At 72.2% G+C, this 17,034-nt stretch carries 15 protein-coding genes, 1 pseudogene and 1 riboswitch; of the genes and pseudogenes, 12 read left to right on the forward strand and 4 right to left on the reverse strand.

Annotated elements, in window-relative coordinates; genetic code table 11:
• The first annotated feature begins 62 nt into the window (after window positions 1–62).
• The gene (locus ACGFNV_RS02870) at window positions 63–695 is read left to right on the forward strand and encodes a helix-turn-helix domain-containing protein (RefSeq protein WP_393618845.1); all 633 of its coding nucleotides are present in this window, start codon (window positions 63–65) and stop codon (window positions 693–695) included.
• The gene (locus ACGFNV_RS02875; protein WP_133925567.1) at window positions 692–814 is read left to right on the forward strand and encodes a DUF6126 family protein; all 123 of its coding nucleotides are present in this window, start codon (window positions 692–694) and stop codon (window positions 812–814) included. Before ACGFNV_RS02870 ends, ACGFNV_RS02875 begins: the two co-directional genes overlap by 4 nt.
• A 56-nt stretch (window positions 815–870) precedes the next feature.
• On the opposite strand, the gene ACGFNV_RS02880 is transcribed toward ACGFNV_RS02875, so the two are convergent.
• Window positions 871–1,668: a tyrosine-protein phosphatase gene (locus ACGFNV_RS02880; RefSeq protein ID WP_393618847.1), complete on the reverse strand. Its 798-nt coding sequence runs from the start codon at window positions 1,666–1,668 to the stop codon at window positions 871–873.
• Window positions 1,669–1,890: 222 nt separating this feature from the next.
• Here ACGFNV_RS02880 and ACGFNV_RS02885 point away from each other — a divergent pair, with 222 nt between their 5' ends.
• From ACGFNV_RS02885 to ACGFNV_RS02900, 4 genes are all read left to right on the forward strand, one after another.
• Entirely contained in the window at window positions 1,891–3,963 is a 2,073-nt protein-coding gene (locus ACGFNV_RS02885) for an alpha-galactosidase (RefSeq protein WP_393618848.1), read from the forward strand.
• 307 nt (window positions 3,964–4,270) lie between these two features.
• Window positions 4,271–4,432: riboswitch (cyclic di-AMP (ydaO/yuaA leader) on the forward strand.
• Between the two features lie 4 nt (window positions 4,433–4,436).
• Window positions 4,437–5,330 (forward strand): peptidoglycan DD-metalloendopeptidase family protein, encoded by an 894-nt coding sequence (locus ACGFNV_RS02890; protein WP_393618850.1) that lies wholly within the window; start codon window positions 4,437–4,439, stop codon window positions 5,328–5,330.
• A gap of 242 nt (window positions 5,331–5,572) precedes the next feature.
• Window positions 5,573–6,295 carry a DUF6250 domain-containing protein gene (locus tag ACGFNV_RS02895; protein ID WP_393618851.1) on the forward strand — a complete coding sequence of 241 codons (723 nt, stop codon included), beginning with the start codon at window positions 5,573–5,575 and terminating at the stop codon, window positions 6,293–6,295.
• 110 nt (window positions 6,296–6,405) lie between these two features.
• Complete coding sequence (locus ACGFNV_RS02900; protein ID WP_393618853.1) at window positions 6,406–7,191, forward strand: SGNH/GDSL hydrolase family protein; 786 nt, start codon at window positions 6,406–6,408, stop codon at window positions 7,189–7,191.
• 46 nt (window positions 7,192–7,237) lie between these two features.
• On the opposite strand, the gene ACGFNV_RS02905 is transcribed toward ACGFNV_RS02900, so the two are convergent.
• Window positions 7,238–7,858: a TetR/AcrR family transcriptional regulator gene (locus ACGFNV_RS02905; RefSeq protein WP_393618855.1), complete on the reverse strand. Its 621-nt coding sequence runs from the start codon at window positions 7,856–7,858 to the stop codon at window positions 7,238–7,240.
• A gap of 98 nt (window positions 7,859–7,956) precedes the next feature.
• A complete protein-coding gene (locus ACGFNV_RS02910) occupies window positions 7,957–9,138 on the reverse strand; it encodes a Glu/Leu/Phe/Val dehydrogenase dimerization domain-containing protein (protein WP_393618857.1) in 1,182 nt (393 codons plus the stop codon).
• Window positions 9,139–9,341: 203 nt separating this feature from the next.
• Here ACGFNV_RS02910 and ACGFNV_RS02915 point away from each other — a divergent pair, with 203 nt between their 5' ends.
• The 6 genes and pseudogenes from ACGFNV_RS02915 (at window position 9,342) to ACGFNV_RS02940 (ending at window position 16,279) form a co-directional block, all read left to right on the forward strand.
• Entirely contained in the window at window positions 9,342–10,574 is a 1,233-nt protein-coding gene (locus ACGFNV_RS02915) for an MBL fold metallo-hydrolase (RefSeq protein WP_393618859.1), read from the forward strand.
• Window positions 10,575–10,952: 378 nt separating this feature from the next.
• A pseudogene (locus ACGFNV_RS02920) lies at window positions 10,953–12,177 on the forward strand (sensor histidine kinase); the annotation flags it as partial.
• A 2,059-nt stretch (window positions 12,178–14,236) separates the two neighbouring features.
• Window positions 14,237–14,674 (forward strand): roadblock/LC7 domain-containing protein, encoded by a 438-nt coding sequence (locus ACGFNV_RS02925; protein ID WP_393618861.1) that lies wholly within the window; start codon window positions 14,237–14,239, stop codon window positions 14,672–14,674.
• A 2-nt stretch (window positions 14,675–14,676) separates the two neighbouring features.
• Window positions 14,677–15,048, forward strand: coding sequence for a DUF742 domain-containing protein (locus ACGFNV_RS02930; protein ID WP_393618863.1), 372 nt, complete (start codon window positions 14,677–14,679; stop codon window positions 15,046–15,048).
• Window positions 15,026–15,646 (forward strand): ATP/GTP-binding protein, encoded by a 621-nt coding sequence (locus ACGFNV_RS02935; protein WP_393618864.1) that lies wholly within the window; start codon window positions 15,026–15,028, stop codon window positions 15,644–15,646. Before ACGFNV_RS02930 ends, ACGFNV_RS02935 begins: the two co-directional genes overlap by 23 nt.
• A 60-nt stretch (window positions 15,647–15,706) precedes the next feature.
• Window positions 15,707–16,279, forward strand: coding sequence for a GAF domain-containing protein (locus ACGFNV_RS02940; RefSeq protein ID WP_393618866.1), 573 nt, complete (start codon window positions 15,707–15,709; stop codon window positions 16,277–16,279).
• Window positions 16,280–16,328: 49 nt separating this feature from the next.
• Here ACGFNV_RS02940 and ACGFNV_RS02945 read toward each other — a convergent pair whose 3' ends face one another.
• Entirely contained in the window at window positions 16,329–16,934 is a 606-nt protein-coding gene (locus ACGFNV_RS02945; RefSeq protein WP_393618868.1) for a GPP34 family phosphoprotein, read from the reverse strand.
• Window positions 16,935–17,034: the final 100 nt, after the last annotated feature.

The following is a 17,034-nucleotide window of genomic DNA, read 5'->3' on the forward strand; positions in this document are numbered from 1 at the left end:
GGGTTTTTGCCTCTGAGGCAACGAGTTTGCCGCAGAGGCAAACCGTCTGGCTCAATGGAGGCGTGAACCCCTCCGAACCCGACCCCCGGGCCGGGGCCGACAGTGAGGCCGGCATCGAAGCCGTCGTCGCGCCCCACCTGCGCGCCCTGCGCCGCCGCGCCTCCCTCACCCTGGAGGCCGCGGCCCGCGCCGCCGGCCTGTCGCCCGCCCACCTCTCCCGGTTGGAGACCGGGCAGCGCCAGCCCTCGCTGCCGATGCTGCTCGCGCTCGCCCGCATCTACGGTACGACGGTCTCGGAACTGCTCGGTGAGACGGCAGCCGACCGGGACGCGGTCGTACGGGCCGCCGACATGGAGCCGACCGCGGCGGGCGGCTGGACGTACTGGCAGGCCGGGGCCCCCGGGCGCGGGATGCAGGCCCTGCGCGTGCACGTGCCCTACGGCTCGCAGGGCGACATCGTGCGGGTGCACCCCGGCGAGGAGTGGCTGCACGTCCTCAAGGGGCGGCTGCTCTTGCGCCTCGGCGACACGGCGCACCGGCTCGGGCCGGGCGACAGCGCCCACTTCGACTCGCTGAACCCGCACCGCATCGCCGCGCGGGACCCCGACGGAGTCGAACTCCTCTTCGTCCACACGCTGCTGCAGAGCCCCACGGCGACGCTCTGCCTCGGCCCCACCACGGGAGAGACGCCATGAGCGACCTCGAGCAGAAGTTCCCCCGGGCCCTCTGGGTCCGGCTGGCCATCTACATCGCCGGGGGACACCTCCTCGCGGCCTTCATCTGGCTGCTGTTCGAGGCGGGGGCCCGGCAGTAGCGGACCCCATCGGTCGAAGACCCGATCGGTGGAGGACCCGATCGGCCGGGATCCGATCAGTCGAGGAGACGCTCGCGCAGCCGCTCCCGGGTCTCGGGGGCGAGTCCCAGCCCCTGCTCCAGGTAGGGGTCGACGCCGCCCCAGGTCTCCTCGATGGTCTCGAAGGCCGCCGACAGATACGCGGCGCGGGCGTCGAAGAGGGGGCTGAGCAGCTCCACGACCTCGGGGGAGTAGGCGCCCGCGGAGGAACCGCCGCGGTGCATCTTGTACCGGCGGTGCTTGGCGTTGGACTTCAGGTAGTCGGCGACGATCGCCTCACGCTCCACGCCCAGGGCCAGCAGCGTCACGGCTATGGACAGCCCCGCGCGGTCCTTGCCGGCCGCACAGTGCATCAGGGCCGGGACGCTGTCCTCGGCGAGCGCGTGCAGCACCTGGGAGTGCTCGGCCGTGCGCTCCCTGATGATCTTGCGGTACGAGGTGATCATCCGTTGGGCGGCCTTGCCGTCGCCGAGGATCCCGCGCAGCTGGTCGACATGCCCGTCGCGGACCATCTTCCAGAACTCGGCGCCGTCCGCCGGGTCGGACAGCGGCAGGTTCACATTGCGCACGCCCGGCAGCTCGACGTCCTGCCCTTCCAGCTTCTGGTCCGCCGCGTTACGGAAATCGAAGATCGTGTGCAGGCCCAGGGAGGCGAGGAACGCGGCGTCGTCGTCGGTGGCGTGCGCGAGATGGCCGCTGCGGAACAGCACCCCGTACCGCACCCGCCGTCCGTCCGCCGTCGGCAGTCCGCCCACGTCGCGGAAGTTGCGCACTGCGGCCAGCTCGGGCTCGGTCGACGGGACCTGCTGCGTCACGGGGGCTCCTCCCAGTCGGGCCCCCGCCTGCGCGGCTCGTCGAATGGCCGACGGGGGGCGGTCTCGACCATACGACACCGATGGAGAGACCAACGAGTTGTCCACAGGCCGTCCCGGAGCGACACCCCGCGACGACAAGTTGTCCACAGACGTTGCAGGTGACGCCCCCGGGACTCGATGATGTTGCCGCTTGATCGCACCTGCTCGGATCTGTGAGGCCTCATGCTGGAGATCGCGGAAAACGGCCGTACGTGGCTGCTCTCGGGACCCACGAGCAGCTACGCCGTCCACGTCACCGAGGATGACGAGCTGCTCCACCTGCACTGGGGCCCCAAGATCGCCCTGGCGGACGCCGAGGCGCTCGCCGTCCGCCCGCTGCCCGACTACTGGCCTTTCGAGTCCCCGCTCGACGGCCGCGAGGAGTACCCCGTCGAGGGCGGCCCCCGCTTCACCCGCCCGGCGCTGTCCGTGCGCACCGACGAGCGACGTGGCACCGAGTGGCGCTTCGAGGCGTACGACACCGAGGGCGACCTGCTGCGCCTGCGCTTCCGGGACGCCGGGCTGGTCGTCACCCTGCACCACCGGATGCGCGACGACGTGGTCGAGCGCTGGGTCACCCTCGACAACCAGGGACCCGAGTCCCTGGAGCTGCTGCGCGCCGACTCCGCCACCTGGACCCTGCCCGACCGCGAGGGCTGGCGCCTGTCGCACCTGCACGGCCGCTGGGCCGCCGAGTCCCGGCTGACGTCCTCCCCCCTCACCTACGGTGAGAAGGTCATCGGCAGCCGCCGCGGTCACACCGGTCACCAGCACCTGCCCTGGGTCGCTCTCGACACCGACGCGACCGAGGAGCGCGGCGAGGTCTACGGCTGCGCGCTCGGCTGGTCCGGCTCCTGGCGGATCGCCGTGGCCCAGCTTCCCGACGCGCGCGTGCAGATCACGGGCGGTGCCGGGTACGACGACTCGGGCCTGCTGCGGCTCGCGGCAGGGGAGTTGTACACCACGCCGGTCTTCGCGGGCCTGTGGAGCGACGGCGGCTTCGGCGGGGCGAGCCGGGCCTGGCACGCCTACCAGCGGACGTACGTCGTTCCGGACGCCGACCGGGACCGGCCCGTGCTGTTCAACTCCTGGGAGGCCACCGAGTTCGACATCTCCGAGGAGCAGCAGGCCACGCTCGCGCGGCGGGCCGCGGCCATCGGCGTCGAGCTGTTCGTGGTCGACGACGGCTGGTTCGGGGCGCGCACCAGCGACCGTGCCGGACTGGGCGACTGGCGGCCCAACCCCGACCGCTTCCCCGGCGGTCTGAAGCCGCTCGCCGACTACGTCCACGCGCTCGGGATGCAGTTCGGCATCTGGGTCGAGCCCGAGATGGTGAACCCGGACAGCGAGCTGTACCGGGCGCACCCGGACTGGGTGCAGTACCAACCGGGACGAAAGCGGACGGAGTTCCGCAATCAGCTCGTGCTGAACCTCGCCCGCCCGGATGTCCAGGACTACCTCTGGCGGCAGCTCGACACCCTTCTGTCCAGCGCCCCGATCGACTATGTGAAGTGGGACTTCAACCGCTGCTTCACCGACGCCGGCTGGCCCGGCGAGGGCTACCCCCAGCGACTCTGGGTCGACCACGTCAACGCCCTCTACGCCCTGCTGGACCGGCTGCGCGCGGCCCACCCGGGCGTCGCCTTCGAGTCCTGCTCGGGTGGTGGCGGCCGGATCGACCTCGGCGTGCTGAGCCGTACGGACCAGGTGTGGACCTCCGACAACACCGACCCCCTCGACCGGCTCGCCATCCAGCACGGCTTCAGCCAGATCCACCCCGCGCGGGTCATGGCCGCCTGGGTCACCGACAGTCCCAACACCCAGCTCAACGGCCGGGTCAGCTCCCTGCGCTTCAGGTTCGTCAGCGCCATGGCGGGCGTCCTCGGGGTCGGCGGCGACCTCGCCCAGTGGACCGAGGAGGAGCTCGCGGAGGCCCGGGAGTGGGTGGAGCTGTACAAGAAGATCCGCCCGCTGGTGCAGCACGGCGACCTCCACCGGCTGCGGCCTCCGCGGGGCGGACTCAGCGCCGTGCAGTACGTCCGCGGGGACGAGTCCGTGGTCCTGGCCTGGCTCCAGGCGCAGCACCACGGCGAGCCCGTACCGGCGCTGAGGCTGCGCGGGCTCGACCCGGCAGCGTCGTACGAATGCCTCGAAACCGGCGAAATCCACCGAGGGGCGGTGTTGTCGCACCACGGATTGCGTACTGGGCTGCGGGGCGACCTGGATGCGGCAGTTCTCCGGCTGCGCCGCATCTGAGAGTTCTGTCCGAGTTTGCGGATTTTGATCCGAACTCGCTTTAAAAGAAAAGGGTCTGGAGCGGCGTCACGTGATTAGCGTCATATCCGTGACGGTGCGTCGCTCGTCATGTCCACGTAATTCCGATGGTTTTCAAGGACTTTCACGAAAACCGATGCCTGTGTACTGCACGGAGTGTCACCGGGGATTCTCGCGCCGATCACGAGAAACGCATTCCCGCGCAACCCTCCGCTTGTCCGTTTGAGTCCTGGTCGCTTACGTTCATCCACCAATCCGGACGGACGCCCAATCCTGCCGCCGCCCGGAGAACCGCACCCCACTGACCCGTGTACGGCAGGAGCGGGGGACCCACAGGTAAGACCGCCTGTTCCGGTTCCCGGAACGGCTTGGGGTTAAGTCGCGCCTCGGCGCGGCCGGGCATCTCCAGCTCGCACCCGACAGCTCACCTCGCAGGCGCCGGAGAGGAATTCGCCATGCCCGCGAAGGGTAAGCACCGCCGTCCGAAGACTCAACGTTTCACCCGCTCCATAGCCGTCGCCGGAACCGGTGGCGTCGCACTCGCACTTCCCCTTCTCGGGGCCACCGGCGCCCATGCCACTCCTTCCCAGTCCGTTCCGGAAAAGGCCGTCCAGTCCGCCCCGGTGGCGGAGAAGAAGACCACCTCCGGCCCTGCCGGCACGCGGACCTACACGGTGAAGTCCGGCGACTACCTCTCGAAGATCGCCACGGAGCAGCACGTCCAGGGCGGCTGGAAGAAGCTCTACGCCGACAACCGCGAGGCCATCGGCTCCGACCCGTCGCTCATTCACCCCGGCCTGAAGCTCTCCCTGGGCAAGAAGGCCGCAACGAGCACCGGCACACCGACCTCCTCGAAGCCCTCGAAGACCTCCACGTCCTCGAAGTCCTCCGCCGCCAAGGCCACCACGGCCACCCAGGCCGACAGCGCCTCCACCGGCAGCGGTTACACCCTCCCCGTGGCCGGCGCCACCATCGGCACCCCGTACCACATGGCCGGCAGCATGTGGTCCAGCGGCTACCACACCGGTGTCGACTTCGTCGTCCCGACCGGCACGCCCCTCAAGGCCGTGGCCGCGGGCACGGTCGTCTCCGCGGGCTGGGGCGGTGCGTACGGCAACCAGGTCGTCATCAAGCTGAACGACGGCTACTACGCCCAGTACGCCCACCTGTCCTCGATCGCCGTGTCCGCGGGCCAGACCGTCACCGAGGGCCAGCAGATAGGCCTCTCCGGCGCGACCGGCAACGTGACCGGACCGCACCTGCACTTCGAGATCCGGACCACCCCGGACTACGGCTCGGACGTGGACCCGGTCGCCTACCTCCGCGCGCACGGCGTCACCGTCGGCTGACGGACCACGCCACCCCCTGCCTGACACGCTGCCGAAGGCCGGACCCCGATCCCCGGGTCCGGCCTTCGGTATGTCCGGGCACGGTAAAGCCAGTCACAGTCGTGAACGATCGCCGCGTTGCGGTCCTGTGGCGGGGGCGTCAGAGGAGTCGACAGCGGGGGCGGCGTCGGGGGAAGGTGATCCCCGTCAGACGGCAAGCGCTTTCCATCCGTAGTCCCGCCCCGCTGAGGAGCTGTTACCCCGTGACGAGCACGCGCAGAGCCTTCGGTGCCCTGGCCGCCGGCGCCGCCCTGGCCGCCCTCGCCCCCGCGACCACCGCCGGCGCCACGCCCCGCCACCGCCGCCTCATCGCCCACGACGACTTCCGCCACGGCCTGCGTCAGTGGGCCGTCGAACTCGAGCAGGGCGGCACCGTCACCGCCGCCCGAGGAACCCTGGAGGTCGACGTACCCGCCGGGGCGACGATCTGGTTCAGGAAACCGCTCGCGGGCCCGTACGCCATCGAGTACACCGCCACGCCCGTCTCCGCCGGGGGCGTCAACGACCGTGTCTCGGACCTCAACAACTTCTGGAACGCCGTCGACGTCCGCTCTCCCGACGACCTCTTCGCCACCCGGCGCGGCGGCGCGCTCGCCGAGTACGACTACCTCAAGACGTACTACGTCGGCTACGGCGCCAACACCAACACCACCACCCGACTGCGCCGTTACGTCGGCCAGGCCGGGGTGCGCCCGCTGCTCTACGACTACACCGAGCCGCTGCTCGTCGCGAACGAGCCGAACCGCGTCCGCGTCGTGTCCGACGGTTCCACGGTCCGCTGGTGGAACAACGGGCGGCTGGTCTTCGACCACACCGACCCGGAGCCGTACACCGGCGGCCACTTCGCGTTCCGCACGACGTGGAGCCACTTCCGCATCAGCGGTTTCCGGGTGTGGTCCCTATTCCCGGATTGGCAAACTCTTTAGGAGTGGCTTATCTCACCGCCCGTCAACCCCTGCCTACGGTCGCGTAGGTCACATTCGGGGGTGAATCATGAACTGCTGTGGCAGACGATTCGAAGAATGACAGCAGATCAGTGATCGGGTCGTACGTGGCGGTGGGGGACAGCTTCACCGAGGGCGTCGGCGACCCCGGCCCCGACGGGGCGTTCGTCGGCTGGGCCGACCGGTTCGCGGTGTTGCTCGCGGACCGGCGGCCCGAGGGCGACTTCGAGTACACCAACCTCGCGGTCCGGGGGAAACTCCTCGACCAGATCGTGGCGGACCAACTCCCGCAGGCCGTCGCGCTCGCGCCGGACCTGGTCTCCTTCTGTGCGGGCGGCAACGACATCCTGCGCCCCGGCACCGACCCGGACGAGGTCGCCGAGCGCTTCGAGCAGGCGATCACCGCGCTGACCGCCGCGGCCGGCACGGTGATGGTGACGACCGGCTTCGACACCCGTGGCATCCCCGTGCTCAAGCACCTGCGCGGCAAGATCGCCACGTACAACGGGCACGTCCGCGCCATCGCCGACCGGTACGGCTGTCCCGTGCTCGACCTGTGGTCCCTGAAGTCCGTCCAGGACCGCCGGGCCTGGGACCACGACCGGCTGCACCTCTCTCCCGAGGGGCACACGCGCGTGGCGCTGCGCGCCGGGCAGGCCCTCGGCCTCGAGATCCCCGCCGACCCGGAGCAGCCCTGGCCGCCGCTCCCGGTGCGCGGGACGCTCGAGGTGCGGCGCGACGACGTCCACTGGGCGCGCGAGTACCTGGTGCCGTGGATCGGCCGCCGGCTGCGCGGGGAGTCCTCGGGCGATCATGTGACGGCCAAGGGCATGCTGTCGCCGGACGACATCAGGACGCGGATCTCAGCGGTGGCGTGAGGGCGGGCCGGGAGGCCCGGCGAGCCGGGCGGGCGCCGGAGAGCGATCAACGCTCCGGCGCCGTCAACGCCTCCCGTGCCACGCCGAGTTCCCGGGCCAGCGCGTCGTCGACCCACTCGAGGGCGCGCACCCGGGGCACCGCACCCTCGTACGACGTCATCTGTACGGCGAGCCCGTCGAGCAGGGCCGTCAGGCGCAGGGCGGCACCGGCGGGGTCGGGGCACGCGAACTCGCCGCCCGCCACGCCCTCCGCGATGACCTCGGTGATCGCCGCCTTCCACTGCTGGTCGAGGTCCCGGGTGACCTCGTGCAGGGCAGGTTCGCGCAGCGCAGCCGCCCAGCCCTCGATCCACAGCCGCCAGCCCTTGGCCTGGCCCGTCGGGGCATACCAGCGCACGGCGGCCCGCAGCCGTCGTAGTGCCGTCGTGCGGCGGCCGAGCAGTTTGCGCAGATGTGCGAGGTCGTCCTCGGCCGCGTGAGTGAAGGCGGCGGCGACCAGCTTCTCCTTGGTCGAGAAGTGATAGAGCACCAGCGCGTTGCTCACACCGAGCGTCGAGGCCACATCGGCGATCCGCACCGCCGCCACGCCCCGCGCCTCGATCTGCTCGACGGCGGCCCGCAACAACTCCTCGCGCCGCTCCGCCACGCTCAACCGCACTCTCGCCACGCGGTCACCCTAGCCCGGGCCGACCAGGACCGCCCTCGGCGGTCCCTGTGGAGGCCCAAGGGCGCCCTCGGGGTCCCGGGCGAGGCCCAGGGGCGCCCTCACCGGTACCAGCCGAAGCGCTCGGCGATCACGGGCAGCCGGTCCGTGGCGATGGCGTGTGCGGCGGCCCGCGGGGTCGTTCCGTCGGTCTGCGCGCGGGTCAGCACCAGGTCGACCAGGGCCCGCATGGAGCGGCGTGTGTGGGCGAACGCCTCGTCCGCGTCCGGGCCGATGTCGCCGAAGAGGGTCCACCACCACCAGGCGTTCGTACCGGAGTTGACCACGACGTCCGGCAGCACGGTCACCCCGCGCGCGGACAGCAGCGCCTCCGCCTCGGGCCGGACGGGCATGTTGGCCGCCTCGACCACCCAGCGCGCGGTGATCACCTCCTGGTTCGTGGCGTCGATCGCGTACGAGACCGCCGCCGGCACCAGCACCTCGGCGTCGGCCGACAGCCAGGCGTCGCCCGGCAGTTCGCGGTCGCCGGGGCGCAGCACACCCCGGTCGACCGTGCCGTGGGCGTCCCGCGCGGCCAGCAGTGCCTCGACGTCCAGGCCCGCGGGGTTGGCGATCGTGCCCTTGACGTCGGCGACGCTGACCACCGTCAGGCCCGCCCGCGCGAGGAAACGCGCCGTGGCCCCGCCCATGGTGCCCAGCCCCTGCACGGCGACCCGCGCCCCCGCGTACGGCAGCCCGGCCCGGTCCAGGGCGGCGAGCGCCGACTCGGCGACCCCGCAGCCGCCGACCAGTTCGTCCAGGCCGATGCCGTCCACCTCCACGGCGAACGCGTCCGCGAGCCGCCGCCGGGCCGCGGCCTCGTCGTCGAGCAGCGGATACACGGCCTGGATCGACGACCCCAGGCCCGCCTCGGCGGCGGCCCGGTCGACCAGGTCCTGCGTGAGGCCTAGATCCTCGCCGGTGGTCCAGCAGCTCTCCACGTACGGCCGCATGGCGCGCAGGTAGCGCACGAGCAGCCCGTACGCCTCCGGGTGGCGCGGATCGCAGTCGATGCCGCCCTTGGCGCCGCCCAGCGGGACGTAACGGCTCTCGGGGTCGTAGTGCAGCGCCTCCTTCATGGTCATCCCGCGCGCGAGCCCGGCGACCTCCTCCAGCGTGCAGCCCTCCCGCATGCGCAGACCGCCGCTCGCCACTCCGCGCACCAGCCGGTCCACGACGAGATGGCCGCGGCGGCCGGTGATGTGGTCGACCCAGGTCAGGGACAACAGGGGCGACGCGGTCATGGGGGCTCCTCAGCTCCTCGACGCTCAGCTTTTCGGGCGAGCGTACTGAATGTGGGTTCAGTATCGACAGCCTCCGGATGCCCTGTCGACGCACCGGGAGGGGGTCTTCGGGGGCGGGCCGGACAGCGGGGCGTGAACCGCCCGGCCCCGGTTGTCGGAGGGTCCGACCATAATGGGATACCCCGACTCCATCTGGAGGTCCCGTGACCGGTTTCCGTTCCCCGAGCTCCGGGCTGCGCGCGCTTCAGCCCGCGGCCTTCGGTGCGGACCCGAGCGGTGAGCGCATGGCGCGCATCCGCAGATCACCCCACTTCAAGGACGGGGTCTTCCAGAATCCCGGCGGTCCGTCCCGGATCCGGCCCTCCGGCTCGGCCCTCGACTTCGCGAAGCGCTATTTCGCCAAGGAGGACCGCGCCCGGCGCGCCCCCGCGGGCACGATCCCCGTGCACGCCACCACACTCGCCGACATCGCCAAGCCGCCCGCCACCGGACTCCGGCTGACCTGGATGGGGCACTCCAGTGTGCTCGCGGAGATCGACGGGCACCGCGTGCTCTTCGACCCGGTCTGGGGCGAGCGCTGCTCGCCCTTCCCCTTCGCCGGACCCAGGCGGCTGCACCCCGCACCCCTCCCGCTGGCCGCGCTCGGCCCGGTCGACGTCGTCGTGATCTCCCACGACCACTACGACCATCTGGACCTGCCCACGATCAAGGCGCTGGCCGGCGCGGACACCCTGTTCGCCGTGCCGCTCGGCGTCGGCGCCCACCTCGAACACTGGGGCGTGTCCCCCGACCGGCTGCGGGAGCTGGACTGGCACGAGGCGACCAAGGTCGGCGGCCTCACCCTCACCGCGACCCCGGCCCGCCACTTCTGCGGCCGCGGCCTGCGCAACACCCAGCACACCCTGTGGGCCTCCTGGACCGTCGCCGGGGACGAGCACCGGATCTTCCACAGCGGCGACACCGGGTACTTCGAGGGCTTCAAGGACATAGGCGCCGAGTACGGGCCGTTCGACGCCACGATGATCCAGATCGGGGCGTACTCCGAGTACTGGCCCGAGGGACACACCGACCGCACCCCGCTTCCCGGGCAGTGGCCGGACATCCACATGTCGCCCGCGGACGGTGTGCGTGCCCACCTCGACCTGCAGGGCGGCCGGCCGCACGGCGTGCTGCTGCCGATCCACTGGGGCACCTTCAACCTGTCCCTGCACGCGTGGGCGGAGCCGGGGGAGTGGACGAAGGACGCCGCGGAGGAGGCCGGGCAGGCGGCCGCGTTCCCGCGCCCCGGCGAGCCCTTCGAGCCCGGCGGGACGCTTCCGACCGACGCGTGGTGGCGTGCGGTGTCCGCGCCCCTCGCGCACCCGTGGCGCCCCGGTGCTCCGACCGCGACCCCGGAAGTCACTCGCGGCGATGTCGACCTCGCGGGTGAGCGCTGAGGCACGGGGCATGGGGCACTGGGGCACAGGGGGCACCTGTCAACCGGCGGAGAGGGTGTGAGGCGTCCCCCGATCGGGTGAAGTACGGTCGCGCCCTCGAAGAGCGCGCCCTCTGCGTGGCGCGCATCTCCGACCGTTTCTGACCAGCTCCGATCGCTTCTCTCTCCTTCGGGGCTGGGCTCTTCGAGGTACTTGTCGTTCTGTCGTACCAGCGCTCCTACCACAGCCGGGAGCGCTGCGCGCCGCTTTGTCAACAGCTCACCGCACATGGTGCATCGGCGACTACTGTCAGTGTCCGTCGGGCGACGCAGGGCCCATTTTTCTCGGCTCTCTCGACCGACACCGGCCCGACGGACCAGTACCAGTACGAGGACGCCGATGTCTCACCTCCGCGCACCGGCCGCACGCGCAGACCGCCGTGAGGGTGGGCGGCACGAGCGCCCGGTCGACCGTGCCGTACCGCCGCTGGCCGAGACACACATACGGCCCCAACTGCTGCGTCTCGCGGTACTTCCGCCGATCGCGGTCGCCCTCAGTGCCTGCGCGGCCGTGCTCTTCACCGTCCGCTCCACCGGGGTCCGCCCCAGCCTCACCCTGTGGGGCGTGCTGGGTGGCGCGGTCGCCGTGACCGGCGCGGGCATCGTGATCGCCGCGGTCGCCGCCAACCGCGCGGCCAGGTCCGTGAGCGACCGCATCGATGCCCTGCGCGAGAGCAGCGCCCGCGGCGAGGCCGATCTGCGGGCCCTCGTCGAGGCACTGCGCCGGGGTGAGGGCGCGCCCCAGCGCAAGCCGCGCGGGGGGCCGCCCGAGGACGCCGACGAGTTCGAACTGCTCGCCGCGGACCTGGCCCGTGCGCACGACGGAGCCGTCACCGCCGTCATCCAGGCGTCTCAGCTCTCCAGCCAGACCGGCAGCGAACAGAAGCTCGAGGTGTTCGTCAACCTCGCGCGGCGGTTGCAGTCGCTCGTGCACCGTGAGATCTCCATCCTCGACGAGCTGGAGAACGAGATGGAGGACCCCGACCTGCTCAAGGGCCTCTTCCACGTCGACCACCTCGCCACCCGCATCCGCCGCCACGCCGAGAACCTCGCCGTGCTCGGCGGCGCGGTCTCCCGTCGCCAGTGGAGCAACCCCGTCTCCATGACGGAGGTGCTGCGCTCCGCCATCGCCGAGGTCGAGCAGTACTCACGGGTCAAGCTGGTCCCGCCGATCGAGGGTGAGCTGAGCGGGCACGCCGTCGCCGACGTCATCCATCTGCTGGCCGAACTCATTGAGAACGCCACGGTGTTCTCCGCGCCGCACACCCAGGTTCTGCTGCGTACCAACCTGGTCACCTCCGGGCTCGCCGTCGAGGTGGAGGACCGCGGCCTCGGCATGCCCGTCGAGGAACAGAGCCGTATGAACGCCCTCCTCACCGACCCCGACCAGGTCAACGTCGCCCGCCTCCTCGCCGACGGCCGCATCGGCCTGTTCGTCGTCTCCCAACTGGCCCGCCGCCACGGCATCCGGGTACGCCTGCAGACGAACATCTACGGCGGGGTGCAGGCGGTACTCGTGCTGCCGCGGGCGCTATTGGGGACGGCGCCGGGGGCGGCCCCTGCTGAGGCGGGGACAGGGGCGGAGGCGACGGGCGCGGGTGGGCCTGGGATCTCGGCTGGGACGGGGGGGTCGGCGAGGCCGCTGGGTTCGGCTGGGCCGGGTGGTTCGGCTGGGCCCGGTGGTCCTGCGGGGCCCGGTGGTGTGGCAGGGCCCGGTGGTCCTGTCGGACCCGGTGGTGTGGTTGGGCTCGGAGCGTCCGGAGGTGTGGCTGGGCTGAGGGGTCCGGCCCCGGGAGCCGCCGGGGCTACGGCGCGAATCCCCGGCGGTGCGACCCCCTGGGGGCGAGGTACTGCCCCGGGAGCGCCGAGGAGTTCGGCACCTGGAGTGCCGATGGCCGCGCCTTCGGGAACCCCTGGAGGAGTTGCCCCTGCGGGACCCCGGGGCACCAGGGTGCCCGGAACCTCCGGGATCGTGACGCCGGGAACTGCCGGAGGAGCGGCGTCGGGATCACCCGTAACCGCCGCACCGGGCGCCTCTGGCGCGAGCTCACGGGGAAGCGCGTCGGCCGACGCGACGCTGGGAGGCCGCGGCATCCCTGTACCGGGCACGTCCGGCGGGGCAGCCGGAGCAACCCCGATCGACCGTGTGACCGTGTCCGGGTCGACCGGCCTCACAGGCGTCGACAGCATCCCCGTAGCGCCGTCGCCGCACCGCCCGCAGGGCTCGCCCGCGCCCGACGCGACGCAGTCGGTGGCACCTTCCGCCGCACCGCACCGTCCGCAGGAGCACACGCGCCCCACGTCCCCCACCGCGCCCCCGGCGTCGGAGACCCGCGTACCCGCACCCACCGCGCCGGACGTCGACGGGCCCATGTTCCCCGGGGCACAGCGCAGTCGGTCCGCGCCCGCACCATCGGACGGCAGCCACCCCGCACACTCCGCACCGGACGCCGACCGCTCTGCGTCCTCTGGGCCGGGCGTCGGCCGACCTGAGTCCTCTGCGAGGGACGCCGGTCGCCCGGCGTCCTCGGGGGCAGCCGGTATCGGCCCTGTGCCTGCGTCGGGTGTCGGCGGCTCGGTGTTCTCGGTGCCGGACGCGGGCCGTCCCGTGTCTCCCGCCCCGGACGCAGGCCGCCCGGTGCCCGAGTCGGACGCAGGCCGCCCGGTGCCCGAGTCGGATGCCAGCCGCCCGGTGCCCGAGTCGGATGCCAGCCGCCCGGTGTCTCCGGCGTCGGATGCGGGCAGCTCGGTGTTCCCGGCGTCGGACGCAGGCCGTTCCGTGTTCCCCGCCCCGGGCCCCGGCGACTCCGTGCCCTTCGCGTCGGACGCAGGCCGCCCCGTGTTCCCCGACCTGGACACCGCCCGCCCGCTCCCCGCAACGCCGGACGCCACCCGCCCCGCACCGCCCGCCCCGGACGCCGCCCGCCCCACCCCCGACGCCGATCGCCCCGCTCCCCTCCCCAGGCGTGGCACGCGTTCGCAGCGGCCCAATCCGGCCGAGGCCGTGCCGGGGATTCGGGCTGCTGATCGGCATGTCGTGGCGCAGAACGCGGGGGCGATGCCGACGCCGCGGGTCGGAACCGTGCGCGGCACGATGGGGAAGCCGCAGTTGCCGCGGCGGCGGGCTCAGGAGCACATCGTGCCGCAGTTGCGCGGTGGGCCGGCGCCGCGTCCGGACGCCGAGCGGCAGCCGGTCGGCCATGACCCGGGACTGATGGCGGCCTTCCAGCGCGGCATCGGCCTCGCCGAGGCCCAGCAGAGCCTGGAGGCGGACGGCACCCTCACGGACCCGTCGCCCCGGAACACGACCGCGCCCGTACCCGCGCCCCGCACCGCCCCACCGCCCCGGAACCTGCCGCCCCTGGAGGTCCGCCGCCCGGACGCGAGCCGCATAACCGGGTCGCGCCCCGGACGCCCACCCGAGACGCACGCGGCACACGAGACGCACGCGGCACACGAGGCGAACGACGCCCGCGACGGCCTGGGCTCGCCCAGCCGCCCGGACCGCCCCGACCACCACCCCACCCGGCACGACGGGAGCGCGCCCGCCGGATGAGCACCCCCCTCTCCACCCCCGCCCCCAGCGCTCCCGCAGACCTTCGTACCCCAAGGAGTCGATCCACCATGGCGAGCGATGCGCCGACGACCGGCCACGTATCCGATCTCGACTGGCTGATGAGCGGCCTCGTGCAGCGCGTGCCCCACACCACCAGCGCGGTCCTCCTCTCCTGCGACGGCCTGGTGAAGTCCGTCCACGGCCTCGACCCCGACAGCGCCGACCACATGGCCGCCCTCGCCTCCGGCCTGTACTCCCTCGGCCGCAGCGCCGGCATCCGCTTCGGCGACGGCGGGGACGTACGGCAGGTCGTCGTCGAACTCGACTCGACGCTGCTGTTCGTCACGACCGCCGGATCGGGCACCTGCCTCGCCGTGCTCGCGGGGCGCGAGGCGGACGCCGCCGTGCTCGGCTACGAGATGGCGATGCTGGTCAAGAGCGTCCGCCCGTACCTGATGACCGCGCCCCGGCAGCATGCCGTCGAACCCCCGGCGATGAGGCGTTGAACGTGGCGGCGGTCGGCGACGGGCCCTGGCTCGACGACGCGGCCGGACGGCTGGTCCGCCCCTTCACGATCAGCAACGGCCGCACCCGGCCCACCATCGCGCTGGACCTGATGTCACAGGTGAGGGGCACGGGGGAGACCCCCCTCGGCTACCTCGGTCCCGAGCACGCGCAGGCCCTCGACGTGTGCCGTGCACCCGTCTCGGTCGCCGAGGTCGCAGCCCACCTGAAGCTGCCGGCGGCGGTCACCAAGGTGCTGCTGTCCGACCTCGTCGACTGCGGGGCGCTGACCACCAAGCCCCCCGAGTTCCACCACAACCCGACAGACCGGGCTCTTCTGGAGGCAGTGCTCGATGGACTACGACGACAGCTCTGAGTACGAGGACGGCTCCGACCCCTTTCCCACCGCGCTGAAGATCCTGGTCGCGGGCGGGTTCGGGGTCGGCAAGACGACGTTCGTCGGCGCGGTCAGCGAGATCGCCCCGCTCAGTACGGAGGAGCTGCTCACCACGGTCGGCGCCGCGACCGACAACCTCGACGGGATCGAGAACAAGGTCGAGACGACCGTGGCCATGGACTTCGGCCGGATCAGCCTCGACCCGGAACACGTGCTGTACCTGTTCGGCACGCCCGGGCAGGAGCGGTTCTGGTTCATGTGGGACGAGCTCTCCGAGGGGGCGCTCGGCGCGGTCATCCTCGCCGACACCCGCCGCCTGGAGGAGTGCTTCGCGGCTGTCGACTTCTTCGAGGAACGCGGCCTCGGCTTCATCATCGCGGTCAACGAGTTCGACGGCGCCCACCGCTACGAACCCGACGAGGTGCGCGCCGCCCTCGACCTCGACCCCGAGGTCCCCGTGGTCCGCTGCGACGCGCGCATCTCCGCCTCCGGCGTCCAGACCCTGCTCACCCTCGTCCGGTACCTCATCGCCCACGCCCCGGCGGCACCGCAGCCGAGCCGCGGCGCCCACATGTGACCCCGCACACCACGCACCGGAGCCGCACATGAAGCCCGTCCACCGTCAAGGAGCCCGCTCATGACCTACGACCCGCCACGTCCGGCCGGTCGACTGCTGCTCACGCCCGAGGACAAGGAAGCTCCCGCCCGCAGCCGCAGGCTCCGCCGACTCGGCCTCGGGGAGCGGCCGGAGCCCGCTCTCGACTCCTTCGCGGACCATCTCGCCGAGGTGACCAGTGCGCCGTACGCCATGGTCAACTTCATCGACGAGGACCGGCAGTTCTTCGCCGGGCTGCACACCCCGGCGGGCGGCCGTGCCGCGCGGGGCGGCAAGCCCGAGGTGGGCCGCCGGCTGGCCCGCGAGTACGGCTACTGCCCGTACGTGGTCGTGCGGCACAAGGCGCTGGTCCTGGAGGACGTGCGCGACTACCCGAGGTTCGCCGGCAACCCGGTCGTCGACGAGTACGGAATCCGCTCCTACCTCGGTGCCCCGCTGATCGACACGTCCGGCATGGTGCTCGGCACGGTCTGCGTCGCCGATCTGGCCCCCCGGCCCTGGGGGAAAGCCGGCCTGGAGACCATCAAGGAGACCGCGGCCGACCTCGCCGGACGGCTGGAACGCCGAGAGGCCGACGGGGTTCCGCCGCTGTGAGCCGTGAGCCGTGAGCCGTGGGCTGTGAGCCGTGAGCCTTCGTGCCCTGTCAGGCGCCCCGCCAGATGTTGTCGAAGGCCGCCTGCTCGATGGTCCGCCGCTGTCGTACGGCCTCAAGTTCCGCCACCGCGTCACCGACCGCCGCCAGGACCGTCTCGACCGCGTCCGTGAGCGGCGTTGAAAAGCCTTCGGCCGGCTCCTCCCGCAGCCCCACCGCGGCGGCCAGGACGGCGAGGACCGGCTCCTGCGACATCCAGCGCTCGGTGGCACGGCTGCGGGCCGGTGAGTCCGCGGGCTCCGTCCGATGGGACCCGACCGCGAGCACGCGGCGGCGTGGCCGGGTGATCAGCCCGTCCGCCTCCATCCGGGCGGCATAGGCCGCGTACAGCTCACGGCCGCGGCGCCACAGCCAGTCCTCGACGGACTCGTACGGCTGCACCCGTACGAGGGACGACACGGCCTCCGCCAAAAGGGTGTCGTCCGGTGCCGACGGCGGGGCGGGGACGATGCGGTCGTCGTCGATGGCGAGCTCTCCGGACTCGAGCAGGTCGATCAGTTCGGCACCCGCCAGGGCGAGCGACAGATCGCCCTGCCCCACGGGGCGCACGGGGGTCACTTCCATCGAGACGATCATCAGATCCTGTGCTGTGGTCATCAGGAGCTCCAGGTCAGCCGGGCGAACCATGTCCAGCGTGACACGTGAAGGAAAGCTTCGGCGCCGCTTAAGAAATCCTCGATGGACCGGAGGTCCGCGG

Origin of the sequence: Streptomyces sp. NPDC048751, from assembly GCF_043198595.1 — a bacterium.
In the GTDB taxonomy this organism is placed as follows: Bacteria; Actinomycetota; Actinomycetes; order Streptomycetales; family Streptomycetaceae; genus Streptomyces.

Coding starts and splice junctions, on each gene's coding strand:
- ACGFNV_RS02875 (WP_133925567.1), top strand. CDS start 692: ATGAGCGACCTCGAGCAGAAGTTCCCCCGGGCCCTCTGGGTCCGGCTG.
- ACGFNV_RS02885 (WP_393618848.1), top strand. CDS start 1,891: ATGCTGGAGATCGCGGAAAACGGCCGTACGTGGCTGCTCTCGGGACCC.
- ACGFNV_RS02890 (WP_393618850.1), top strand. CDS start 4,437: ATGCCCGCGAAGGGTAAGCACCGCCGTCCGAAGACTCAACGTTTCACC.
- ACGFNV_RS02910 (WP_393618857.1), bottom strand. CDS start 9,138: ATGACCGCGTCGCCCCTGTTGTCCCTGACCTGGGTCGACCACATCACC.
- ACGFNV_RS02925 (WP_393618861.1), top strand. CDS start 14,237: ATGGCGAGCGATGCGCCGACGACCGGCCACGTATCCGATCTCGACTGG.
- ACGFNV_RS02935 (WP_393618864.1), top strand. CDS start 15,026: ATGGACTACGACGACAGCTCTGAGTACGAGGACGGCTCCGACCCCTTT.
- ACGFNV_RS02940 (WP_393618866.1), top strand. CDS start 15,707: ATGACCTACGACCCGCCACGTCCGGCCGGTCGACTGCTGCTCACGCCC.
- ACGFNV_RS02945 (WP_393618868.1), bottom strand. CDS start 16,934: ATGACCACAGCACAGGATCTGATGATCGTCTCGATGGAAGTGACCCCC.